This is a genomic window from Leifsonia aquatica (genome assembly GCF_014190775.1).
Classification (GTDB): domain Bacteria; phylum Actinomycetota; class Actinomycetes; order Actinomycetales; family Microbacteriaceae; genus Leifsonia; species Leifsonia aquatica.
Map to the genome: position 1 here is coordinate 1396694 of NZ_JACHVP010000001.1, position 24085 is coordinate 1420778.

Annotated in this window: 22 protein-coding genes; 2 read left to right on the top strand and 20 right to left on the bottom strand. The window is 71.5% G+C overall.

Translation table 11 applies throughout. The features are described 5' to 3' along the window. Positions 1 to 8 precede the first annotated feature (8 nt). Together FHX33_RS06695 and FHX33_RS06700 are read left to right on the top strand one after the other, a co-directional pair. Positions 9 to 593: a GNAT family N-acetyltransferase gene (locus tag FHX33_RS06695; protein ID WP_021757728.1), complete on the top strand. Its 585-nt coding sequence runs from the start codon at positions 9 to 11 to the stop codon at positions 591 to 593. Further along, positions 590 to 1474 (top strand): EamA family transporter, encoded by an 885-nt coding sequence (locus FHX33_RS06700; protein ID WP_021757727.1) that lies wholly within the window; start codon positions 590 to 592, stop codon positions 1472 to 1474. Before FHX33_RS06695 ends, FHX33_RS06700 begins: the two co-directional genes overlap by 4 nt. Before the next feature lie 13 nt (positions 1475 to 1487). Here FHX33_RS06700 and FHX33_RS06705 read toward each other — a convergent pair whose 3' ends face one another. The 20 genes from FHX33_RS06705 to fmt form a co-directional block, all read right to left on the bottom strand. Continuing rightward, positions 1488 to 2357, bottom strand: a complete 870-nt coding sequence (locus FHX33_RS06705) for an ABC transporter permease (protein WP_021757725.1) — start codon at positions 2355 to 2357, stop codon at positions 1488 to 1490. Then, entirely contained in the window at positions 2344 to 3282 is a 939-nt protein-coding gene (locus FHX33_RS06710) for an ABC transporter ATP-binding protein (RefSeq protein ID WP_021757724.1), read from the bottom strand. Before FHX33_RS06710 ends, FHX33_RS06705 begins: the two co-directional genes overlap by 14 nt. Next, complete coding sequence (locus FHX33_RS06715; protein ID WP_021757723.1) at positions 3279 to 4349, bottom strand: LolA family protein; 1071 nt, start codon at positions 4347 to 4349, stop codon at positions 3279 to 3281. Before FHX33_RS06715 ends, FHX33_RS06710 begins: the two co-directional genes overlap by 4 nt. Positions 4350 to 4465: 116 nt before the next feature. Next, positions 4466 to 5881, bottom strand: coding sequence for a pyruvate kinase (pyk, locus tag FHX33_RS06720; RefSeq protein ID WP_021757722.1), 1416 nt, complete (start codon positions 5879 to 5881; stop codon positions 4466 to 4468). A gap of 72 nt (positions 5882 to 5953) precedes the next feature. Further along, entirely contained in the window at positions 5954 to 7411 is a 1458-nt protein-coding gene (locus tag FHX33_RS06725) for a glutamate synthase subunit beta (protein ID WP_021757721.1), read from the bottom strand. Continuing rightward, entirely contained in the window at positions 7404 to 11981 is a 4578-nt protein-coding gene (gltB, locus tag FHX33_RS06730; protein ID WP_021757719.1) for a glutamate synthase large subunit, read from the bottom strand. The genes FHX33_RS06725 and gltB overlap by 8 nt, the downstream gene beginning before the upstream one ends. Before the next feature lie 181 nt (positions 11982 to 12162). Then, positions 12163 to 13152 carry a prolipoprotein diacylglyceryl transferase gene (lgt, locus tag FHX33_RS06735; protein WP_021757718.1) on the bottom strand — a complete coding sequence of 330 codons (990 nt, stop codon included), beginning with the start codon at positions 13150 to 13152 and terminating at the stop codon, positions 12163 to 12165. Positions 13153 to 13238: 86 nt separating this feature from the next. Continuing rightward, on the bottom strand, positions 13239 to 14021 hold the full coding sequence (trpA, locus tag FHX33_RS06740; protein ID WP_021757717.1) for a tryptophan synthase subunit alpha: 783 nt from the start codon (positions 14019 to 14021) through the stop codon (positions 13239 to 13241). Further along, positions 14018 to 15229: a tryptophan synthase subunit beta gene (trpB, locus tag FHX33_RS06745; RefSeq protein WP_021757715.1), complete on the bottom strand. Its 1212-nt coding sequence runs from the start codon at positions 15227 to 15229 to the stop codon at positions 14018 to 14020. Before trpB ends, trpA begins: the two co-directional genes overlap by 4 nt. Further along, positions 15229 to 15999: an indole-3-glycerol phosphate synthase TrpC gene (gene trpC / locus FHX33_RS06750; protein ID WP_183428290.1), complete on the bottom strand. Its 771-nt coding sequence runs from the start codon at positions 15997 to 15999 to the stop codon at positions 15229 to 15231. The genes trpB and trpC overlap by 1 nt, the downstream gene beginning before the upstream one ends. 3 nt (positions 16000 to 16002) lie before the next feature. After that, complete coding sequence (locus tag FHX33_RS06755; RefSeq protein WP_021765320.1) at positions 16003 to 16233, bottom strand: DUF6704 family protein; 231 nt, start codon at positions 16231 to 16233, stop codon at positions 16003 to 16005. Between the two features lie 69 nt (positions 16234 to 16302). After that, entirely contained in the window at positions 16303 to 17046 is a 744-nt protein-coding gene (locus FHX33_RS06760; protein ID WP_021765319.1) for a Trp biosynthesis-associated membrane protein, read from the bottom strand. Between the two features lie 5 nt (positions 17047 to 17051). Then, positions 17052 to 18608 carry an anthranilate synthase component I gene (locus FHX33_RS06765; RefSeq protein WP_420870868.1) on the bottom strand — a complete coding sequence of 519 codons (1557 nt, stop codon included), beginning with the start codon at positions 18606 to 18608 and terminating at the stop codon, positions 17052 to 17054. Next, a complete protein-coding gene (hisI, locus tag FHX33_RS06770) occupies positions 18605 to 18994 on the bottom strand; it encodes a phosphoribosyl-AMP cyclohydrolase (protein ID WP_021762520.1) in 390 nt (129 codons plus the stop codon). Before hisI ends, FHX33_RS06765 begins: the two co-directional genes overlap by 4 nt. Then, positions 18991 to 19755, bottom strand: coding sequence for an imidazole glycerol phosphate synthase subunit HisF (gene hisF / locus FHX33_RS06775; RefSeq protein WP_021762521.1), 765 nt, complete (start codon positions 19753 to 19755; stop codon positions 18991 to 18993). Before hisF ends, hisI begins: the two co-directional genes overlap by 4 nt. Then, the gene (gene hisG / locus FHX33_RS06780; protein WP_021762522.1) at positions 19755 to 20594 is read right to left on the bottom strand and encodes an ATP phosphoribosyltransferase; all 840 of its coding nucleotides are present in this window, start codon (positions 20592 to 20594) and stop codon (positions 19755 to 19757) included. Before hisG ends, hisF begins: the two co-directional genes overlap by 1 nt. Before the next feature lie 63 nt (positions 20595 to 20657). Further along, the gene (locus FHX33_RS06785; RefSeq protein ID WP_039921834.1) at positions 20658 to 20921 is read right to left on the bottom strand and encodes a phosphoribosyl-ATP diphosphatase; all 264 of its coding nucleotides are present in this window, start codon (positions 20919 to 20921) and stop codon (positions 20658 to 20660) included. Positions 20922 to 20962: 41 nt separating this feature from the next. After that, a complete protein-coding gene (rpe, locus tag FHX33_RS06790) occupies positions 20963 to 21619 on the bottom strand; it encodes a ribulose-phosphate 3-epimerase (protein ID WP_021762524.1) in 657 nt (218 codons plus the stop codon). 9 nt (positions 21620 to 21628) lie between these two features. Then, positions 21629 to 23116, bottom strand: coding sequence for a transcription antitermination factor NusB (locus FHX33_RS06795; protein WP_183428291.1), 1488 nt, complete (start codon positions 23114 to 23116; stop codon positions 21629 to 21631). Next, on the bottom strand, positions 23113 to 24024 hold the full coding sequence (gene fmt, locus FHX33_RS06800) for a methionyl-tRNA formyltransferase (RefSeq protein ID WP_021764844.1): 912 nt from the start codon (positions 24022 to 24024) through the stop codon (positions 23113 to 23115). Before fmt ends, FHX33_RS06795 begins: the two co-directional genes overlap by 4 nt. Between the last annotated feature and the right edge of the window lie 61 nt (positions 24025 to 24085).

The window sequence follows — 24085 nt, forward strand, 5'->3', positions numbered from 1 at the left end:
TCGAGCCCATGGTGGACGAGGTGGTCATCCGATCGGTCGACGCGGACACGTGGGACGACATCCGCACCGTCTTTGGGACGGTCGGCGATCCGAGCGGATGCTGGTGCCAGTGGTTCAAGCTCCCGCGCTCGGCGTGGGACGGCGGAACGCGTGACGACAGGGCAGCGCTCCTGCACGAGCAGGTCGAGCACGGGTCTCCCGGGGTGCTCGCGTTCCTCGACGGAGAGCCGGTCGGCTGGGCGGCGGTCGAACCGTACTCCGCCTACCCGGCGCTGGGTCGTTCGCCGATCACGCGCCGTCGTGATGACGATCCGGCCGATCCGTGGGCCGTCACCTGCTTCGTGGTCCGGCCGGAGTACCGCCGGCGCGGGATCGCCCGAGAACTGCTCGCGGGCGCCGTCGCCCACGCGCGCGACCGCGGCGCGACGGTGCTGGAGGGGTATCCCGTCGATCCGGAGCAGCGCCCGTCGCTCTCCGCCGCCGAGCGGTATCACGGCACGGTCGCGCTCTTCCGCGACGGCGGCTTCGAGGTCGTACGGCGCCCGTCCGCGACCCGGGCGATCATGCGGCGCGGGCTAAGCTCGACGGAGTGAACTCCAGACGCGATCGGGCCATCGGCGCCGGCACCCAGGTCGCGACGGAGGTCAGCATCAACTTCGGCTCGTCGATCGCCGGGCTCCTCATCCCGGTCGTCGGATCGGTGGTCGTCGTCGCGGCGCGGCAGCTGGTCACCGCCGTCGCGGTGCTGCCGTTCTACCGGCCGCGACGCGCCGAGCTGACGTGGCGCCGGCTCTGGCCCGCGCTCGCCCTCGGTGTGGTCCTCGCGGCCATGAATCTGAGCTTCTACGAGGCCGTCGGGAGGCTCGGGCTCGGCATCGCGGCGACGATCGAGTTCCTGGGCCCGTTCGCCCTCGCGCTGGTCGGCTCGAGACGGGTGCTGGACGGGGTGTGCGCCGTCGCAGCCGCCGCAGGGGTGTTCCTCCTGACGGCGACCGAGGGCGCGCTGGACCCGGTCGGCGTCGTGCTGGCGCTGACGGCGGCCGCCGCGTGGGCCGCGTACATCCTGCTGACCCGACGCGTGGCGACGCGCCTGCCCGGGCTGGAGGGACTCAGCGTCGCGAGTGTCGTGGCGACCGTGCTAACCGTCCCCGTCGCCCTCGTCGTCATCGACTACTCCCGTCTGGACTGGGGAGTCCTCGGGCTTCTGCTCGCACTGGGCGTCCTGTCGTCGGCGCTGCCCTACAGCCTGGACACGTTCATCCTGCGCCGCATCTCGCCGCGCCTCTACGCCATCATCACGAGCTTCGGGCCGGTCGTCGCGACCGTGTTCGGCGTGCTGGTACTGCACGAGTCGTTCACGCTCGTCCAGCTCGTCGGCATCGTGATCGTCTGCGTCGCCGCCGGCGCGGCCATCGCGACGCAGCGGGAGCGCCCGCGATCCGACCTGGAGGCGGCGGCCGAGTCCATTCCGTGACGCGCGGGCTGCGCTAGGACAGGATGTCCTTCGACGTGAAGCGGCCGATCGCCAGCGCCCCGAACACGGCCACGTAGCCGAGCTGCAGCAGGGCGTTCTGACCGAACGCGTCCCACGAGATCGGGTCGCGCAGGAGGTCGCCGAAGCCCAGCCAGTAGTGCGAGAACAGCCACGGGTGCAGGGCCGACAGCTGCGGGAGCTGATCGAGCACCTGCGAGACGACGGCCAGCACCGCGGTCGCCGCCATGGCGCCGACCGGGACGTCCGTCAGCGTCGACAGGAAGAGCCCGATCGCGCAGAGCCCGAGCAGCGAGACCACGACGAACGCGGCGATGAGCAGCATCCTGAGCAGCGCCTCCCCCACGCCCACCGTCGTGCCGGAGAGCAGCGTCACCGGGCCGATCGGGAAGAGCGCCGCGCCGATCCCCGCCCCCGCGAGTGCGACGACGAGCGCGCCGGCGATGCTGAAGGCGGCCGCCCCCGCGTACTTCACGGCGAGCAGGCGCAGGCGCCCGGCCGGCGCGATGACCAGGTAGCGCAGCGTGCCGTGGCTCGCCTCCCCCGCGATCGTGTCTCCCGCCACCACGCCGATCGTCAGCGGGAGGAACAACGGCATGCACACGACGAGCGCCGTGAAGGCGACGAACAGGCCGTTGTCGGTGATCTGGCTGAGAAAGCCGGGGCCGCGGCTCGATCCGCCCGTGATCCGCACGGCGACCGCAATCAGAATCGGCACGGCCGCCAGCGCGGCGAGCATCGCCCAGGTGCGGATGCGGCGGAACAGCACCGCCAGCTCCGACCCGAGCAGCGCCCAGCCGGCCGAGGCGCGGGAGCGGCGGACGGTCAGCGCGGCGGCCACGGGAGGCGCGTCACTGCTCGACATCGAAGCCCTCCCCGGTCAGCTCCACGAACCGCTCCTCCAGGCTCGACGACCGCACGGCGAGACCGCGTACGCGGACGTCGCCGCGGACGAGCGCGGCCGTCAGCTCCTCCGGCTGCGGGGCGCCCGGTGCGAGGGGTGCCTCGATGCCCTCGGCCGTGTGCTCGGCCCGGAGACCGAGTGCGGCGAGCACCGTCACGGCGAGGGACGCATCCGGCGTCTCGACCACCAGGCGCGGGCCGGACCCGCCGCGCAGGTCGTCCAGCGAGCCCTGCGCGACCAGCCTCCCCGCACGCATGATCGCGGCGTGCGTGCACATCTGCTCGATCTCGGCGAGCAAATGGCTGGAGACGAAGACCGTGGTCCCGCCGGCGGCGAGCGAACGGACGAGGTTCCTGACCTCGCGCGTCCCCTGCGGATCGAGGCCGTTCGTGGGCTCGTCGAGCACGAGCAGCTCCCGGTCGGTGAGCAGAGCGCCCGCGATGCCGAGCCGCTGCTTCATGCCGAGCGAATACGCCCGGACGCGCTTGCCCGCGGCGTGGCTCAGCCCCACCCGCTCCAGAGCGGCCTCCACACGGCGTGTGCGCGTCTCTCCGGGCGCGTACCGGTCCGCCGTGTCCCGGCGCACCAGGTTGGCCGTCCCGGACAGGTACGGGGCGAAGGCGGGGCCCTCGACCAGGGCGCCGACCCGGGGCAGCACGCTGGCGCCACGATCGGGCATCCGCTCGCCGAGCACCCGGGCCTCCCCCGCCGACGGGGCGACGAGACCCAGCAGCATCCGGATGGTGGTCGTCTTGCCCGAACCGTTCGGGCCGAGGAAGCCGAAGACCGAGCCGCGCGGCACCTCCAAGTCGAGCCCGTCGACCACCGCGCGCGACCGGAAGCGCTTCGTCAGGCCGCTCGTCGCGATCGCGGCGGCATCGCTCACTGCGCGGCGGCCTGCAGTGCCGAGACGGGAACGGCGCCGGCGAGCACGCGCCCGTCGGAGGTGACGAACACGGAGACCAGCGACGTGCTGAGCGCCCGTCCGCCATCCACATTCGTCGTCAGCTGGGCGAACAGCGGGTCCGCGGTGAGGGAGGCAGGAGCGGTGCCGGCCGGGAGCGTGACGATGCTCGCCCAGCCCTCGCCCGTGACCTGCGGCTTCGGGTGGTCGCCCGCGGGCGCACCCTTCTGCGCAGAGCGCTCAGGCACGGTCTGCTCGGTGACCTTCGCACCCGTCGGCGGGGTGAAGGCGAACAGGCTCGCGTCCGCGCGGTCCGTGCTGAACGTGGTGAAGCCGGCCTCGAACGCCGGCGCCGAGGCACCGCGCGCGAAGACCTTCACCTGCAGCGGGATGCCCGTGGCTCCGTCGACCGCGATCCGCACGGACCCGACCAGGGTGGCGTCGGTGCGCGGGGTGAGCACGAGCGTGTACGCATCGCGTCCAGCGACGCTCGACGGCGACGCAAGGGTCACCTTCGTGGTCGGATCGGCCGCGGCGATCAGCTTCTCGGCCAGCGCCTGCGGCGTCGTGGCGAGCGGGGTCGGCGTGGCGGACTCGGTGCTGGCGTCAGTGTGGGCCGGGAGGGTCAGGTGCGTCGCGCTCTGACCCTTCGAGTCGTACAGCCAGACCTCGGAGCCGTCGCGCACTGCGTCGCGCTCGGCCAGCTGGTCCAGCACCTGGACGCGCTGCTTGGTCGCACCGTCCACATAGACCTTGGCCGTGTGGTCTCCGGTCAGCAGCTCCAGCGCGCTCTGCTCGTCGGAGGACGACGAGCTCGACGATGAGCCGCCCGAGATCGCCGAGACGTCCGGCAACCCCAGCTCCGAACTCTGCTCGACGGTCCCCGAGAACGTCTTCGTGTCGCTCGCGGCGACGAGCCGGACGACGTCCTCCGGGGACTTCACGGGAAGGTCGGCGGCGCCGGCCGCGAGCGGGACGACGATCGCACCGGCGGCGATCGCCACCGGGACGACGACCGCGGGAGCCCAGCGGATCCATCGGTGCTTCATACGGTCAGGATACGCTCCGCCCCTCCGAACCACCCTGCGAGCTCCCCGGGAAAAACCGCCCGCGCACGCGGAAGGCCCCGCGTCCGATCGACGCGGGGCCTTCCTCCATCCGGACCTTAGAGCACGTCGCCGACGCGGTGGACGCGGATGTCGTTGGTGGTGCCGGGGATTCCGGGAGGGGAACCCGAGATGATGATGACCTTGTCGCCGTTCACGGCACGGCCGGTCGACTTGAGCGCCTCATCCACCTGGGCGACCATCTGGTCGGTGTGGGTGACGCGGTCGACCACGAAGGACTCGACACCCCAGTAGAGCGACATCTTGCGACGGGTCGACTCCTCGGGCGTGAAGGCCAGGATCGGGATCTTGTTGCGCAGGCGCGCCATGCGGCGTGCCGACTCGCCCGACTCGGTGAAGACGCAGAGGTACTTCGCCTCGACGAAGTCCGCGACCTCCGTGGCAGCCAGCGTGATCGCACCCGACTGGGTGCGGGGCCGGGTGCCGAGCGGGGCGATGCGGTCGAGACCGTGCTCCTCGGTCGAGGTGACGATCCGCGCCATGGTCTGCACCGTGACGGTCGGGTACTCGCCGACGCTGGTCTCGCCCGAGAGCATGACCGCGTCCGCGCCGTCGAGGACGGCGTTGGCGACGTCGGAGGTCTCCGCGCGGGTCGGGACCGGGCTGGAGATCATCGACTCGAGCATCTGCGTGGCGACGATGACCGGCTTGGCGGCGCGGCGGGCGAGCTCGACGGCGCGCTTCTGCACGATCGGGACCGCCTCGAGCGGCAGCTCCACGCCCAGGTCGCCACGGGCGACCATGATGGCGTCGAACGCCTCGATGATCTCCTCGAGCGCCTCGACGGCCTGCGGCTTCTCGATCTTGGCGACGACGGGGACGCGGCGTCCCTCCTCGGCCATGATCTCGTGCACGCGCTCGATGTCGCTGGCGTTGCGCACGAACGACAGCGCGATGATGTCGGCGCCGAGCTTGAGGCCCCAGCGCAGGTCGGCCTCGTCCTTGTCCGAGAGCGCCGGCACGTTGACCGCGACACCCGGGAGGTTGATGCCCTTGTTGTTGGAGACCGGGCCCGCAACGATGACCTCGGTGGTCACGACGGTGCCGTCGGTCTCGAGGACCTTGACGCGGACCTTGCCGTCGTCGATCAGCAGGAAGTCGCCCGGGTTGACGTCCTGGGGCAGGCCCTTGAACGTGGTCGAGGAGATCTCCTTGGTGCCGATGATGTCCTCGGTGGTGATCTTGAAGATGTCGCCCTCGGCGAGCTCGTAGGGACCGGCCTCGAACTTGCCGAGGCGGATCTTCGGTCCCTGCAGGTCCACCAGGACCGCGACCGGCTTGCCGGCGTCCGCGGCGGCCTTGCGCACGTTGGCGTAGACCCCTTCGTGGACCTCGTAGCTGCCGTGGCTCAGATTCATCCTGGCCACGTCAACACCCGCGTCGATGATCGCGCGGATGTTGTCGTAGCTGGACGTCGCCGGCCCGAGGGTCGAGACGATTTTCGCCCTTCTCATGCTTTCGTTCGCTCCGTTGTTCGTGCGCCCCTGACGGCGCGCGGTTCGTGGTGATGCCCTGGTCGGGTCACCTCAGACGAGGATGCCCCGGTCGGTCGGACGGACCGGAGACGGCAGCTGCGTCTCTCCTTCAAGATACCGGTCGACGGCGGCTGCCGCCGCCCGGCCCTCAGCGATCGCCCAGACGATGAGCGACTGGCCGCGCCCGGCGTCGCCCGCGACGAAGACGCCCGGCTCGCTGGTCTGGTACTGCCCGTCGCGCTGCACGTTGCCGCGCTGGTCGAACGGGAGGTTGAGCTGCGCGGAGAGGTCGTCCTGCTCCGGGCCCGTGAAACCGAGGGCGAGGAGCACGAGGTCCGCGGGGATCTCGCGCTCGGTCCCGGCCTTCGGCACGCGGCGGCCGTCGAGGTACTCGGTCTCGGCCACGCGCAGCGCACGGACCTCGCCGAACTCGTTCGCGAGGAACTCGACGGTCGACGCGAGGTACTCGCGCTGGCCGCCCTCCTCGTGCGCCGACTGGATCTCGAAGAGCGTGGGGGTGGTCGGCCACGGCTGGTGGTCGGGACGCTCCGCGGGCGGCTGCACGCCGATCGCGAGGTTCGTCACGCTCGCCGCGCCCTGTCGGTGCGCCGTGCCGATGCAGTCCGCACCGGTGTCGCCGCCGCCCAGGACCACGACGTGCTTGCCGTCCGCGGTGATCTGGCCGGAGACGTCGTCGCCGGCGCCCGCCTTGTTCTGCTGGACGAGGTACTCCATCGCGTAGTGCACGCCCACCAGGTCCCGGCCCGGGATCGGGAGATCGCGCGGCACCATCGCACCGGTCGCGACCACGACGGCGTCGTAGCGCGCGCGCAGGTCGTCCCAGGTGATGTCCACGCCGATGTTGACGCCGGCGCGGAAGCGGGTGCCCTCGGCCATCATCTGGTTCAGACGCGCCTCGAGGTGCTTCTTCTCCATCTTGAAGTCCGGGATGCCGTAGCGCAGCAGGCCGCCGATGCGGTCGTCCCGCTCGTACACGGCGACCGTGTGGCCGGCGCGCGTGAGCTGCTGGGCGGCGGCCAGACCGGCCGGGCCCGAGCCGACGACCGCGACGGTCTTGCCGGTGAGGCGCTCAGGCGGGTGCGGCTGCACCCAGCCGTTCTGCCAGGCCTGGTCGATGATCGAGACCTCGACCTGCTTGATCGTGACGGCCGGCTGGTTGATGCCGAGCACGCACGAGGACTCGCACGGCGCCGGGCACAGACGGCCGGTGAACTCCGGGAAGTTGTTGGTCGCGTGCAGGCGGTCGATGGCTTGACGGCCCTCCCCGCGCCACATCAGGTCGTTCCACTCCGGGATGAGGTTGCCGAGCGGGCAGCCCTGGTGGCAGAACGGCACGCCGCAGTCCATGCAGCGGCCCGCCTGCCGGCGCAGCTGAGCCGGATCGCCGGCCTCGTAGACCTCTTTCCAGTCCATGAGCCGCACGGAGACCGGGCGCCGCTTGGGGAGCTCCCGCTCCGTGGTCTTCAAAAAGCCTTTGGGGTCAGCCACCAGTCACCTCCAAGATTCGGTTCCACACAATGTCGCCATCGGGGTCGAGACCCTCGTCGACGGCTTCCTGACGCATCTGCAGCACGGCCGCGTAGTCCCGCGGCAGCACCTTGACGAACTTCGCGACCGTCGCGTCGAAGTCGGCGAGGAGGCGCTCGGCCAGCGCCGATCCCGTCTCCGCCCGGTGCTTCTCGAGCAGGTCGCGCACGATCTCGACGTCGGCGCTGCCGAGGGGCAGCAGCTCCAGCTCACCGGTGGCGAGCGAGTCCCGGTTGACGCGGTCCTCCTTGAGCTCGTACACGTAGGCGGTGCCGCCCGACATGCCCGCGCCGAGGTTGCGCCCCGTTCCGCCGAGGATGACCGCGAGGCCGCCGGTCATGTACTCGAGCGCGTGGTCGCCGACCCCTTCGACGACCGCAGTCGCCCCGGAGTTGCGGACCAGGAAGCGCTCGCCCACGATGCCGCGGATGAACATGCTGCCCTGCGTCGCGCCGTAGCCGATCACGTTGCCCGCGATCACGTTGCGCTCGGCCGCGAACACGGCCTCCTTCGGCGGGCGCACGACGATCTGGCCGCCGGACAGGCCCTTGCCGACGTAGTCGTTGGAGTCGCCCTCCAGCCGCAGCGTGATGCCGCTCGGGAGGAACGCGCCCAGCGACTGGCCCGCGGAGCCCGTGAGGGTGATGTCGATCGAACCGTTCGGGAGGCCGTTCTCGCCGCGCGCGACGGTGACGGCGTGGCCGAGCATGGTGCCCACCGCGCGCTCCGTGTTGCGGATCGGCAGGGACAGCTCCAGCGTGCCGCCGTTCGCGAGCACGTCGCGGGAGGCCTCGATCAGCTGGTTGTCGAAGTGCAGCTCCAGCTCGTGGTCCTGGGCGCGGCCGTTCTTGCGCGGCGCGGTGTCCGGGAACTCCGGGCCGTGCAGGATCGGCGACAGGTCCATGCCCGACGCCTTCCAGTGCTGCACGGCGCGGTCGACGTCGAGCAGCTCGGCGTGGCCGATCGCCTCGTCCAGGCTGCGGAAGCCGAGCTCGGCGAGGTACTCGCGCACCTCCTGAGCGATGAACTCGAAGAAGTTCACGACGAACTCGGGCTTGCCCGAGAAGCGCGAGCGCAGCTCCGGGTTCTGCGTGGCGACGCCCACCGGGCACGTGTCGAGGTGGCAGACGCGCATCATGATGCAGCCGGAGACCACCAGCGGCGCCGTCGCGAAGCCGAACTCCTCGGCGCCGAGCAGGGCGCCGACGATCACGTCGCGGCCGGTCTTGAGCTGGCCGTCCACCTGCACGACCACGCGGTCGCGCATCCCGTTGAGCATCAGCGTCTGCTGCGTCTCGGCCAGGCCGAGCTCCCACGGGGTGCCCGCGTGCTTGAGCGAGTTGACCGGGGAGGCTCCCGTGCCGCCATCGTGGCCCGAGACCAGGATGACGTCGGCGAGGGCCTTCGCGGTGCCGGCGGCGACCGCGCCGATGCCCGACTCCGAGACGAGCTTCACGTGGACGCGTGCGCCCGGGTTGGCCCGCTTGAGGTCGAAGATCAGCTGCTTGAGGTCCTCGATCGAGTAGATGTCGTGGTGCGGCGGCGGCGAGATGAGGCCGACGCCGGCCGTCGCGTGCCGGGTGCGCGCCACCCAAGGGTAGACCTTGGTCGGCGGCAGCTGACCGCCCTCGCCCGGCTTGGCGCCCTGCGCGAGCTTGATCTGGATGTCGTCCGCGTGCGTGAGATACATGCTCGTGACGCCGAAGCGCCCCGACGCGACCTGCTTGATCGCGCTGCGGCGCTCGGGGTCGAGCAGACGGTCGAGGTCCTCGCCGCCCTCACCGGTGTTCGACTTGGCGCCGAGCCGGTTCATGGCGATCGCGAGGGTCTCGTGCGCCTCCTTCGAGATGGAGCCGTAGCTCATCGCGCCGGTGGAGAAGCGCTTGACGATCGACTCGATCGACTCGACCTCGTCCAGCGGCACCGGGGTGCGCTCGCCCGCCTTGAGGGCGAACATCCCGCGCAGCGTCATGAGCGACTCGGACTGGTCGTCGACCAGCTTCGTGTACTCGCGGAAGACGTCGTAGCGGCGCGTGCGCGTCGAGTGCTGGAGGCGGAAGACCGTCTCCGGGTTGAAGAGGTGCGGGGCGCCGTCGCGGCGCCACTGGTACTCGCCGCCGGTCGCCAGGCGCTCGTGCGCGACGATGGCGCTCTCGGCCGGGTAGGCGCTCTCGTGGCGCGAGAGGTTCTCGGCCGCGATGACCTCGATGCCCACGCCGCCGAGCTTGCTCGTCGTGCCGGTGAAGTAGCGGTCGACGAAGGCCTGGCTGAGGCCGACGGCCTCGAACGCCTGCGCCGCGGCGTACGACGACACCGTCGAGATGCCCATCTTGGACATGATCTTCAGGACGCCCTTGCCGAGCGCCTTGATCACGTTCTTGACCGCCTTCTCGGGCGTCACTCCCGTGATGAAGCCGGAGCGGACGAGGTCCTCGCAGGTCTCCATCGCCAGGTACGGGTTGATCGCCGAGGCGCCGTAGCCGATCAGCAGCGCGACGTGGTGCACCTCGCGGACGTCGCCCGCCTCCACGATCAGTCCGACCTTCATGCGGTTCTCGGCACGGATCAGGTGGTGGTGCACGGCCGCGAGCATGAGCAGCGACGGGATGGGCGCGAGGTCCTTGTTGGAGTCGCGGTCGCTGAGCACGATGAACTGCGCGCCGGCCTCGATCGCCTCGTCGACCTCGTCGCACATCTCGGCGAGGCGGCGCTCCATGGCGTCGGTGCCCGCGTCGAAGCGGTAGAGGCCGCGGATCGTCGTGGTCAGGCGGCTGCCGGGCGCCGGATCCATGTGCTGGATCTTGGCGAGCTCGTCGTTGTCGATCACCGGGAAGTCCAGGACGACCTGACGGGCGTGCTCGGGACCGGCCGACAGCAGGTTGCGCTCCGGGCCGAGACCGAGCTTCAGCGAGGTGACGACCTCTTCGCGGATCGAGTCCAGCGGCGGGTTCGTCACCTGGGCGAACTGCTGGGTGAAGTAGTCGAAGAGCAGGCGCGGACGCTGCGAGAGCACCGCGACCGGCGTGTCCGACCCCATCGCGCCGAGCGGTTCGGCACCGGTGGTCGCCATCGGCTTCAGGAGGATGCGGACCTCCTCCTCCGTGTAGCCGAAGGTGCGCTGACGGCGCGTGATGGAGGCCGGGGTGTGCACGATGTGCTCGCGCTCCGGCAGGTCCTTGAGGTTGATCCGGCCCTCGTCCAGCCACTCCCCGTAGGGCGCACCGGCGGCGAGCTCCGACTTGATCTCGTCGTCCTCGATCAGGCGTCCGGCGACCGTGTCGACCAGGAACATGCGGCCCGGGCGCAGACGGCCCTTGCGCACGACGCGGCTCGGCTCGATGTCGAGCACGCCGATCTCGGAGGCGAGCACCACGAGGCCGTCGTTCGTCACGACGTACCGGCCGGGGCGCAGGCCGTTGCGGTCCAGGGTCGCGCCGACGACCGAGCCGTCGGTGAAGACGATCGCGGCGGGGCCGTCCCACGGCTCCATGAGCATGGAGTGGTACTCGTAGAAGTCGCGGCGGACCGGGTCGATCTCGGTCTGGTTCTCCCAGGCCTCCGGCACCATCATCATCACCGCGTGCGGGAGCGACCGGCCGGTGAGCGAGATGAGCTCCACGACCTCGTCGAACGAGGCGGAGTCGCTCGCGCCGGGCGTGACGATCGGGAAGACGGGCGAGAGGTCGCCGAGCAGCTCGCTCTCGAGCTGCGACTGGCGGGCGCGCATCCAGTTGCGGTTGCCCTGCACCGTGTTGATCTCACCGTTGTGCGCGATCATCCGGAACGGCTGCGCGAGCGGCCAGGAGGGGAACGTGTTCGTGGAGTAGCGCGAGTGCACCAGGGCGAGCTTGGAGGCGAAGCGCTGGTCGGAGAGGTCCGGGTAGAACGGCTCGAGCTGCAGGGTCGTGACCATGCCCTTGTAGACCAGGGTGCGGCTCGACAGCGACGAGAAGTAGAGGTCCAGCTCGCGCTCCGCGCGCTTGCGCAGGAAGAACGTCAGCCGGTCGAGGGCGATCCCGGCGAGCGGGGCGCCCTGCTCGTCGACGCGCGTGCTCGACACGTACAGCTGCTCGATGACCGGCATCGCGTCGCGCGCCAGGTTCCCGAGCTCGTCCGGCCGCACCGGCACCTCGCGCCAGCCGAGGACCGTCAGGTCTTGCTCGGCCGCGATGGCCTCGACGGCCTGCTTGACGGCCGCGCGCTCCTCCTCCGCGGTCGGGAGGAAGGCGTTGCCGACCGCGTACTGACCGGCCGCCGGCAGGTCCAGTCCGGAGACGGCGCGCAGGAAGACGTCGGGCACCTGCGTGATGATGCCCGCGCCGTCGCCGGTGCCGGCGTCGGAGCCGACCGCGCCGCGGTGCTCGAGGTTGCGCAGCGCCTGCAGCGCGGCGTCGATGATGTCATGCCCGGCGGTGCCGCGCAGGGTCGCCACCATGGCGAGGCCACAGGCGTCCTTCTCGTCGGCGGGGTCGTAGAGACCTTGCTTCGCAGGGAGGGTGCTGAACCGGGTTCGGGGAGGCGTGAACGCCATCTTTCGACCGTCCTCACAGTGTCGTGGATGTGGGGATGTAAGTGCGGGGACGCCATCGGCCCTGAGAGGTGGTGGATCCGCCGCGCTCACCGGGCTGTGTGCGGCCTGGTGGCTCGGTGCGGTCGGTGATGCTTTCGGGATTGCCTCGACAGACGTTGCGGGTGGTGCGAGCCGACGGGGTTCAACCGTTCGTTGGGCTTGTGGCCTTGGCTCCTGAGGATCCGGCGGGTACCCCGTCGTCCTCGTCGGGGACCTCGTCATCCGAGTCCGTGTCGTCAGAGTCTACCTCAGCATCCGGCCGCACCCATTCACGACCCGGGCGGTACACGCTCGGCTCGAGTCCGGGGTGGCGGCGCGTCTGCACGATGAGGATGACGATGCCGAGGATGACGGCCAGGAACGCCGCCCACACGTTGGTCGGGATGCCGAGGATGTTGAACTCGCTCGGGTCGATGCGGATCGACTCCAGGTAGGAGCGGCCGAGGCCGTACCAGATGAGGTACACGGCGAGGGTCTTGCCCCAGCGCAGCTGGAACTTGCGCTCGAGGAAGAGGATCACGACGACGCCGATGACGTTCCAGATGATCTCGTAGAGGAACAGCGGCTGGAAGAGCGTGCCGTCGGGCAGGCCGACGGGGATCGCCTTGTTGTCGGCGTCGATCTGCAGACCCCACGGCAGGTTCGTCGGCAGGCCGAACAGCTCCTGGTTGACGTAGTTGCCGAGGCGGCCGATCGCCTGAGCGAGCAGCAGGGCGGGGGCGAGGGCGTCCGCGAAGGACCAGAACCGCACGCCGGTGATGCGCGACGCGATCAGCACGCCGACGGCGCCGCCGATCAGCGAGCCGAAGATGGCGTTGCCGCCCTCCCAGATCGCGAAGACGTTCCACGGGTTGGCGCCCGCGTAGAAGTAGTCGCCCGGGTGCGTGAACACGTGGTACAGGCGGGCTCCGACGATGCCGAGGACGACCGCCCACAGCGTGAAGTCGAGCACCACGCCCGGCTCGCCGCCGCGCTTGCTGAGTCGGCGCGAGGTCCACAGCACCGCCACGACGATCCCGATCAGGATCATGATCGCGTAGGTCTGGATGCGCCAGTGCCACCCGAACAGGTCGATCGGGATGTTCTGCCACTCGGGCCCCGGGCTCGGGATGCTGGCGTACCAGCTGCTCATCGTCGCAAACACCCGAAGACTCACCTTTCGTCACGGTCAGGCCGGCGCGGATCGCCGCGCAGCCTCCATAGTCTAAGACGACGGCGCTACCGCGCCGCGCCACCCGCCAGTTCGGCGGCCGTCCGGGCCACCGCCTCGACCCCGCCGTCGGCGAGGGCCTTGACCAGTGCGGAGCCGACGATCGCGCCGTCGGCGTACTCGAGCACCTCGCGCACCTGGGCGCCCGTCGAGATGCCGACACCCACGCAGGCGCTCGTCGCGCCGGCCTCGCGGAGGCGGCCGATGAGCGTGCGGGCGGCGGCGTCCACGTCGGAGCGGGCACCGGTGATGCCCATCGTCGAGACGGCGTAGACGAAGCCGCGGCTCGCCTCCACCGTCTGTCGGAGGCGCTCGTCGGTCGATGTCGGCGCGGCGAGGAAGACGCGGTCCAGGCCGGCCCGCTCGGACGCGGCGAGCCACTCGGCGCCTTCGTCCGGGATGAGGTCCGGCGTGATGAGGCCAGCTCCCCCGGCGGCCACGAGGTCGTCCGCGAAGCGGTCCACCCCGTACTGCAGCACGGGGTTCCAGTAGGTCATCACGAGCACGGGGATGTCCGCGCGCTTCGTGATCTCGCGGACCGCGGTGAAGCCGACGCGCAGGCGGAAACCGCCCGCGAGGGCCTGCTGCGTAGCCGCCTGGATGACGGTGCCGTCCATGACGGGGTCGGAGTACGGCAGGCCCAGCTCGATGACGTCGACGCCGTTCTCGGCGAGGGCCACGGCGGCGTCGATGCTCGTCTGGAGGTCGGGGAACCCGGCCGGCAGGTAGCCGATGAGCGCGCCGCCGGCCTCCCGGTTGCGCTGGGCGATGGTGTCGGCGACCCGGCTCACGACTGCACGGCTCCTTCGTCGATCAGGCCGAAGTAGCGGCCGGCGGTCTCCATGTCCTTGTCGCCGCGGCCGCTGAGGTTGACGAGCACGATGCCGTCCGGGCCGAGCTCGCGCCCGAGCACGAGCGCACCGGCGAGGGCGTGCGACGACTCGATCGCCGGGATGATGCCCTCGGTCAGGCTGAGCAGGCGCAGAGCCTCCATCGCGTCCGCGTCGGACACAGGCCGGTACTCGGCGCGGCCGATCGAGGAGAGCCACGAGTGCTCCGGGCCGACGCCCGGGTAGTCGAGGCCGGCGGAGATCGAGTGCGACTCGATGGTCTGCCCGTCCTCGTCCTGGAGGAGCAGGCTGCGCGCGCCGTGCAGGACGCCGGGGCGGCCCTTGGTGATCGTCGCGGCGTGGCGGGGCGTCTCGGCGCCCTCGCCCCCGGCCTCGAAGCCGACGAGGCGCACGTCCTCGTCGTCCAGGAAGGCGTGGAAGATGCCGATGGCGTTCGAGCCGCCGCCGACGCACGCGGCGACGGCGTCGGGAAGACGGCCGGTCAGCGCCAGCACCTGCTCGCGGGCCTCCTCGCCGATGATCTTCTGGAGGTCGCGGACCATCGCCGGGAACGGGTGCGGACCGGCGACTGTGCCGAAGATGTAGTTGGTGGTCTCAACGTTGGTGACCCAGTCGCGCATCGCGTCGTTGATCGCGTCCTTGAGGGTGCGCGACCCGGTCTTGACCGCGATGACCTCGGCGCCGAGCAGGCGCATGCGGGCGACGTTGAGCGCCTGGCGCTCCGTGTCGACCTCGCCCATGTAGACGGTGCACTCGAGGCCGAACAGCGCGGCGGCCGTCGCCGTCGCGACGCCGTGCTGGCCGGCGCCGGTCTCGGCGATGACGCGCTTCTTGCCGATGCGCTTCGTCAGGATGGCCTGGCCGAGCACGTTGTTGATCTTGTGCGACCCGGTGTGGTTCAGGTCCTCGCGCTTGAGGATGATGCGCGCTCCACCCGCGTGCTCCGCGAAGCGGGGCACCTCGGTGATGATCGACGGACGGCCGGTGTAGGAGCGGTGCAGCTCGTCCAGCTCGGCGTGGAACGCGGGGTCGGCCTTGGCCTCCTCCCACGCCGCGGACAGCTCGTCCAGCGCGGCGACGAGCGATTCGGGCACGAAGCGGCCGCCGAAGTCGCCGAAGTAGGGACCGGTCTCGGAACGGAGGGACATCAGACTCCCAGGAACTCGCCGAGCGTGGCGACGGGGTCGCTCGTGACGAGCGCCTCGCCGACGAGCACGACGTCCGCGCCCGCCGCTCGGTAGTGCGCCACGTCGGCCGCCGAGAGGACGGCGGACTCCGCGACGCGGATGGTGCCGGACGGGTACCGGTCGGCCAGGCGGCCGAACAGATCGCGATCCAGCTCGAATGTGGAGAGGTTACGGGCGTTGACGCCCACGAGCTTCGCGCCGGTGTCGAACGCCCGGCTCAGCTCGTCCTCGGTGTGCGCCTCCACCAGCGGGGTCATGCCCAGCTCGACGATCAGGTCGTGCAGCGAGACCAGGGTCTGCTGGTCGAGAGCGGCGACGATGAGGAGCACGAGGTCGGCGCCCGCGGCGCGCGCCTCGAAGATCTGGTACGGATCGGCGACGAACTCCTTGCGGAGCACCGGGATCGACACCGCGGCGCGGACCGACTCCAGGTCGGCGAGCGAGCCGCGGAAGCGGCGCTCCTCGGTCAGGACGCTGATCGCGCTCGCGCCGCCGGTCTCGTACGCGGCCGCGAGGGCGGCCGGGTCGGGGATGTCGGCGAGGGCGCCGCGCGACGGGCTCGCCCGCTTGACCTCCGCGATGACCTTGATGCGGTCCGCGGGGGCGAGGGCGGCGAGGGCGTCGAGTGCGGGGGCACGGTCGAGGGCTGCTGCCTCGACGACGGCGAGCGGACGCTCGGCGCGCCGCCGTTCAGCATCCTCGAGCGCGCCGGCGACGAGGTCGGCGAGCACGCGTCAGTGACCCTTCGGGGTGTACTTGGAGCCGCCGACTCCGTAGCCCGCGCGCTTCATGATCCAGCCGACGATGAGACCCACGACGGCCAGACCGGCCGCCGCCCAGACGATGACCGGCGCATCGAAGAAGAACGCCACAGCGCCGATGGCGAAGGCGACCAGCATGATGATCACGGCCGTCCACGCCGCCGGCGAATGACCGTGGCCTGGCTCGACTGACTCGGTGCTCATGGGACTCCTGCACGTCGGGTGCGCGCCGACGGGCACGCACGGGAATGGGAACGGATCAAGTCTAGTGGCTCAGCGCGTGGGATCGTCGCCGCGGCTCAGCTCGTCCCAGCTGTCGATCGCGGTGTCGCGATCGAGGGACGCGGGCTCGGAGCCGGTCTCCCCCTCGGCCACCGCGCGCGCCTCGTCGTCGTCCGATTCGGGCGTGTCGGCGACGCCGAGCACGGCAGCGGCGTCCCGGCCGTCCTCGCCGGCGAACCGGGTCTGGTACTTACGCGACGACCCGGGCCAGAGCCGCGAGAAGAGCACGACCGCGACGTTCGCCAGCACGATCAGCGCCCCTCCGACGACGGCGAGCCACGGCCAGAACTGCACGTCGACCGCATCCACGAGTCGTCGGATGGAGGACTCGCCCGCGACGCCGGTCGCCGTCGTGATGACCGACGAGGAGGCGCGCAGCGCATCCCCCAGGGCGCTGCCGGCCGAGATCAGCACGGAGACGCCGAGCAGGAGGCCGAGGAGCGCGAGCACGATGCGGAAGATCGGGCCGGCGATGGCCAGGGCAGCGGTCAGTGCGAGGCCCGCGAGCGCGAGGGCCGTGAGCGCCGGGGCCGCGGTCGAACCGGGCACGCCCAGCGCGCCGACGTGACTCCCCACGTCGGTGAGGTGCACGGTGAACCAGGTCTGCGTCGCCGACAGGAGCGTGAGCCCGCTGCCGACCACCAGCGCGAGCAGCGCGATGTACTTGGCGCGGCGGTTCACGGGGCGCGCGGCCTCGTGCTCCGCCGTCGTGCCGTCCTGCTCCTGGGTCGCCATCGCGATCAGCGCCCGCCGTCCGCGGCGCCGGTCACCCGGCGCATCGCGTTCGCCACCGCGACCGCGCGCAGCGGCGCGGCGGCCTTGTTCTGGGACTCCTGGAACTCGCTGCGCGGGACCGAGTCGGCGACCAGTCCGCCGCCGGCCTGCACCCGCGCGACGCCGTCCATGATCGTGGCCGTGCGGATGGCGATGGCGAGGTCGGCGTCACCGGCGAAGTCGAAGTAGCCGATCACTCCCCCGTACACGCCGCGCTGCGCCGGTTCGAGCTCGTCGATGATCCGCAGCGCCATCGGCTTCGGCGCGCCCGAGAGCGTTCCGGCGGGGAACGTCGCGCGGAACACGTCGATCGCCGAGGCGTCGGGCAGGAGGTCGCCCTCCACCGACGAGACGATGTGCATGATGTGGCTGAACCGCTCGATGCGCATGAACTCGGTCACCTCGACCGAGCCGGCGGCGCAGACCTTGAGCAGGTCGTTGCGGGCGAGGTCCACGAGCATGAGGTGCTCGGCACGCTCCTTGTCGTCGGCGAGGAGGGACGTCTCGAGCTCGAGATCCTCCTCCGGCGTCGCGCCGCGGGGTCGTGAACCCGCGATGGGGTGCGTGAACGCGCGCCCCTCCTGCACCTTCACGAGGGCCTCGGGCGAAGAGCCGACGATCTGGTACGCGCCGCCGTCCGGCCGCTCCAGGGAGAGCAGGTACATGTACGGGCTCGGGTTCAGGGCGCGCAGGACGCGGTAGACGTCGAGCGAGGACGCGCTGCACTCCAGCTCGAAACGCTGCGAGATGACGACCTGGAAGATGTCGCCCGCGACGATGCGCTCCTTGGCGACCTCCACCGACGCGAGGAAGTCCTCCTCGCGCGTGCGGGAGACGGGCTCGGCCGGTGTGTCGAGGTCGACCTCCGCGAGCCACGCCTCGGACGGCTGCGCCAGTTCGCGCTGCATCCGGTCGAGGCGCGCCTGGGCGTCGGCCCACAGCACCTCGGCCGGCTCCGCGCCGTCGGCGAGGGCGTTGGCGATGAGCTTGACCGTGCCCGACCGGTGGTCGACCACGGCGAGGTCCGCCGCGAAGGCGAGCGCCTGTCCCGGGATGTCGTAGTCCGCCGGCGGCTGGTCGGGCAACCGCTCGATCTGGCGGATCGCCTCCCAGCCGATGAAGCCGACCAGGCCGCCGGTCAGCGGGGGCAGGCCCGGGATGCGGGGCGTCTGCCAGCGCTCGTGCAGCGCGGCGAGGGCGGCGAGCGGACGCAGGGCGGTCTCCCCGCCGAGCGCGCGTTCGGCCGACACGCCGTAGTCGAGCCAGCGCACGTCGTCGCCCTGCTGGGTGAGCACGCCGAACGACGCGGCGCCGACGAACGAGAAGCGCGACCAGATCCCGCCCTGCTCCGCGGACTCGAGCAGGAAGGTGCCCGGACGTCCGGCGGCGAGCTTGCGGTAGATGCCGACCGGGGTCTCCCCGTCGGCGAACAGCTCGCGCACGACGGGTACGACGCGGTGGCTGCCGACCAGCGCGTCGAAGTCGTCGCGCGTGGTGGTGGAGGCGGCGGTCGTCGCGATCACAGGTCGGACCTCATCTCGTCGGAGTCGGCGGCGCCGTCCCCGACGACGGGGTCGAGCTGATCCGCGTCGAAGCAGGTGCGGGTGCCGGTGTGGCAGGCGGCGCCGATCTGGTCGACCGTCACCAGGAGGGTGTCACCGTCGCAGTCGAGCGCGGCGGACTTCACGAACTGCACGTGGCCGGACGTGTCGCCCTTGCGCCAGTACTCCTGCCGGGAGCGCGACCAGAAGGTCACCCGCCCCTCGGTCATCGTCCGGCGGAACGCCTCGGCGTCCATCCAGCCCATCATGAGCACCTCGCGGGTGTCCCACTGCTGGATGATCGCGGGGACGAGCCCGTTCTCGGTGAAGGTGATGCGGTCGAGCACCGCGCGCTGGTCGTCGCTCATGAGCGGACCTCCCGTCCTGCCTGTGCCAGGGCCTCCTTGACGTCGCCGATCGTCAGCTCGCCGGAGTGGAAAACGCTCGCGGCGAGGACGGCGTCGGCGCCGGCCTCGATCGCGGGCGCGAAATCGGCGACGGCGCCCGCGCCGCCGGATGCGATGACGGGCACGCTGCTGATCGCCCGCATCTCGCGGATGAGCTCCAGGTCGAAGCCCTCCTTGGTGCCGTCGGCGTCGATCGAGTTCACGAGCAGTTCGCCCGCGCCCAGCTCGATCGCCCGGCGCGCCCAGTCGAGGGCGTCGAGCTCCGTCTCGGTGCGGCCGCCGTGCGTCGTCACGACGAAGCCCGATGGCGTGGCCGCCGATCGCTTGACGTCGAGCGAGAGCACCAGCACCTGGGCACCGAACCGGTCGGCGATGTCCGCGATCAGCTCCGGTCGCGCGATGGCGGCCGAGTTGACCCCGATCTTGTCCGCGCCGCTGCCGAGCAGCCGCGCGACGTCCTCCGCGCTGCGCACGCCGCCGCCGACCGTGAGCGGGATGAAGACCTGCTCGGCCGTCGCCTGCACCACGTCGTAGGTGGTGGAGCGATCGTCCACCGTCGCCGTCACGTCGAGGAAGGTGAGCTCGTCCGCCCCCTGCTCGAAGTACTTGCGCGCCAGCTCGACCGGGTCGCCCTGGTCGCGGAGGTTCTGGAAGTTCACCCCCTTGACGACGCGGCCGGCGGCCACGTCGAGGCACGGGATGACGCGGACCGCGACGGACATCAGATCCGCGCCGCGTGGATGGAGGTGACCAGGATGGCCCGCGCGCCCAGCTCGTAGAGATCGTCCATGACGCGGTTGGTCTGGTCCTGCTTGATCATCACGCGCACGGCGACCCAGTCGGGCTCGCCGAGGGGCGAAACCGTCGGGGACTCGACGCCCGGGGTCAGCGCGACGGCGCGGTCGAGCAGCACCGCGGGCAGGTTGTAGTCGACGAGCACGTACTGGCGGGCGACCATGACTCCCTGGAGCCGGCGCAGCAGGGTGTCGACGCCCGCCGCGCGCGTGGGCGACGAGATGAGCACGGCCTCGGACTCGAGGATGACCGGACCGAAGATCTCCAGCCCCTGCTTGCGCAGGGTGGACCCGGTCTCGACCACGTCGGCGACCGCGTCCGCGACGCCCAGCCGCACCGCGGACTCCACGGCGCCGTCGAGCTTGATGAGGGCGGCATCCACCCCGCGCTCGGCGAGGAAGTCGCCGACCAGGCCGGGGTAGCTCGTCGCGACCCGCTTGCCCTGAAGGTCCGCGAGGTCGGTGAACCCGTTGGCCGGGGCGGCGAAACGGAAGGTGGAGGCGGCGAAGTCGAGAGACGCGATCTCGCTCGCGGTTGAACCCGAGTCGAGCAGGAGGTCACGCCCGGTGATGCCGACGTCGAGCGCGCCGGAGCCGACGTAGGTGGCGATGTCACGCGGACGAAGGTAGAAGAACTCCACCCCGTTGCGCGCGTCCGTGACGATGAGCTCCTTGGGGTCGCGGCGGCCGACGTAGCCCGCCTCGTGGAGCATCTGCGCCGCGGTCTCGGAGAGGGAACCCTTGTTGGGGACGGCGATCTTCAGCATGTGCGATGTCTTTCCTGGTGCGACGGTTGCGGGATGCGCCTCACGGCGCGTTCGAGGGCAGCGTCACAGATGTCGGTAGACGTCGGCCGGCGTCAGGCCTTTGGCCAGCAGGAGCACCTGGAGGTGGTAGAGCAGCTGCGAGATCTCCTCGGCCGTCTCCTCGTCGGACTGGTACTCCGCGGCCATCCAGACCTCGGCGGCCTCCTCCACGATCTTCTTTCCGATGGCGTGCACGCCCGCATCCAGCTCGCGCACCGTCCCGGATCCCTCCGGGCGGGTGGCGGCCTTCTCGCTGAGCTCGGCGAAGAGGTCGTCGAAGGTTTTCACCATTACAGCGTAGCGGTCGCGGGGACCCCTGTGCGCCGCCGTCAGTGGGAGTGCGCGGCGACGGCCGCCCGCAGGCCGGCGATCTGATCGGCCGGCTCGCCCCGGAACACGCTGGATCCGGCGACGAAGGTGTCCGCACCGTTCTCGGCGGCCGTGACGATGGTCTCCGTCGTGACTCCCCCGTCGACCTGCAGCCAGACATCGAGGCCGCGTGCCTCGACCGCCTCGCGCAGCGCGCGCAGCTTGGGCATGGTCTGCGGCATGAACGACTGGCCGCCGAATCCCGGCTCGACGGTCATGACGAGCACCTGGTCGAACTCGGGCAGGAGGTCCAGGTACGGCGCGACGTCGGTGCCCGGCTTGAGGGCGATGCCCGCGCGGGCGCCGATCTCCCGCAGCCGACGGGCCAGGGTCACCGGGTCGGCGGCGGCCTCGGCGTGGAACGTGACCGAGTAGGCGCCCAGCTCCGCGTATCCCGGCGCCCAGCGGTCGGGGTCGTCGATCATCAGGTGCACGTCGAGCGGGATGGCGCTCACCGCCTGGATGCGCTCCACCATCTGCGGGCCGAACGTGAGGTTCGGCACGAAGTGGTTGTCCATGACGTCGACGTGGACCAGATCCGCCGTGGCGATCCGGGCGAGGTCGCGCTCCAGGTTGACGAAATCGGCGGCGAGGATGCTCGGGTTGATACGGGCCATGCGTCCAGCCTATTGGGCACGCTTGGCGAGCAGCGCGATGAACATGGCGTCCGTGAGCTGCCGGTGCGGCCAGAGCTGCACGACCTCCGGATCGCCGGCCAGGTCGAGGGGCTCCTGGGCGAGCCCCTGCACCACGGCGGCGGTGCCGACTGCTTCGAGCTCGGGATGCCGGTCGAGCGCGCCGGCGACGACACTGCGCGTCTCGGCGATGTGCGGCGAGCAGGTCACGTAGGCCAGCAGACCACCGGGCGCGAGTGCATCGATCGCCGAGTCGATCAGGCGGTTCTGCAGAGCGCTCAGCTCGGCGACGTCCTTCGGCTCCTTGCGCCAGCGGGCCTCGGGCCGGCGGCGCAGGGCACCCAGTCCGGTGCACGGTGCGTCGAGCAGGATGCGGTCGAACGCCTCGGGATGCTCGTCGCCGATCGCGGTGCCGTCCTCTTCCCACACGGGAACGTCGAGCGGCACGGCCGCAAGGGCCTTGCGCACGAGTTCGGCCCGGGCGGGGACGAGTTCGTTGGCGACCAGCTCGGCGCCCCCCGCGAGGGCCTCCGCGGCGAGCAGCGCCGCCTTGCCGCCGGGGCCGGCGCAGAGATCGAGCCACCGCTCGCCCGACCGCACCGGCCGCGCACGCGTGAGGGCCAGGGCCGCGAGCTGGGAGCCCTCGTCCTGCACGCGGAGGCGTCCCTTCGACGACTCGACCAGGCCGAGCGGGTCGCCGCCGTCGCCGGTGAAGCCCACCGGCGAGAACCGATCGGGCCGCGCCCCGGCGGGCGGCTCGGCCAGTCCGGGGAGGGCGACCAGGTTGACGCGCGGCGCGGCGTTGTCGGCGTCGAGCAGTGCCTCCAGCTCGTCACCCCGTCCTTCTGCGGCGAGCGACCGACGGAATGCGCGGATCACCCACGTGGGGTGCGACGTGAGCGCCGCGAGCCGGTCGTCCTCGTTCCTGGCCCCGGCGGCGACGCGCTCGCGCCATTCCTCGGGCGTGTGCCGCCCGATCTCACGCAGCACGCCGTTCGCGAAGCCGGTCGCGGATCGACTGCCGACCAGCCTCGCCTGTGCGACGGACTCGTTCACCGCCGCGTGCGACGGGATGCGGGTCGAGAGCAGCTGGTGCGCTCCGAGCCGCAGCACGTCGAGGATCGGCGGGTCGATGCGGTCGACGGGACGGCCCGCGGCGTCGGCGATGACGCGGTCGTAGTACCCCTGCATGCGCAGGGTCCCGTACGTCAGCTCGGTCGCCAGGGCGGCGTCGGCCGGCGACAGGCGCGCGCGGGCGATGCGCGTGGGCAGCAGGAGGTTGGCGTACGCATCGGAATCGCTCACCGCCGCGATCACGTCGAGGGCGACCCGGCGGGCGGGCTGGACGAGGGGCTCCGCGGGGCGGTCGTCACGGCGGCCCTCGCGCGGGCGGTCGGTGCGGGGACGGTCGCCGCGCGAGCGGTCGCCGCGAGGACCGCCGTTGCGCGGGCTGTTGTCGTGCGGGCGCCGTTCGCTCACGAGAGCACCGCCGTTCCGCCGGCGCCGCGCCACCAGTCGGCGGCCCCCATGGCCCGCTTGCCCGCAGGCTGCACGGTGACGAGTTCGAGAGGCGACGTGCCGGTACCGACGAGGACGCGCTTGTCGCGCAACTCCACCTGGCCGGGAGCAACGGGCTCGGCATCGGGCGCGCGACGGGCTTCGGCGATCTTGAATCGCTCGCCGTCGAGCAGAGCGAACGCGCCCGGTTCCGGCGTCACCCCCCGGAGTCGGGCGTACACGTCGTCCGCCGGTCGACCGAAGTCGAGGTGCGCGTCGTCGAGGGCGAGCTTGGGGGCGAGCGTCGGCTCCCCCTCCTGCGGCCGGGCGACGGCGGTGCCGGCAGCGAGGGCGTCGACGGTGTCGGCGAGCAGGGTCGCACCGGACACGGCCAGCGCGTCGAGCAGCTCGCCGGCGGTCTCGTCGGCGCCGACCGGGCGACGGATCTCGGCGAAGACGTCACCCGCATCCAACGCCGGGACGAGCTGAAACACGGCGGCGCCGGTCTCCTGATCGCCCGCGATCACCGCGTGCTGAACGGGGGCGGCACCGCGCCAGCGCGGGAGGAGCGAGAAGTGGAGGTTGACCCAGCCCAGACGGGGAAGGGAGAGCAGCGGCTCGCGCACCAGCCCGCCGTACGCGACGATCACGCCGAGGTCCGGGGCGAGGGAGGCGACGCGCTCCGTTACCTGCTCGCCCAGGCGGTTCGCCTTGATCGCGGGGATGCCGAGCTGGTCGGCGGCGGCGGCGACCGGAGACGGCGTCAGGACCCGCTTGCGGCCGAGCGGGGCATCCTCCCGTGTGATCACGGAGAGGACGTCGTGCCGTTCGGCGAGGGCATGGAGGGACGGGAGGGCGACGGCCGGCGTGCCGGCGAAGACGAGGCGCATGCGAAGGTTCTTCCGGAGGGTGGGTGGAGCGGGTGGGACCGCGCTCGAGTCTACCCGCGAC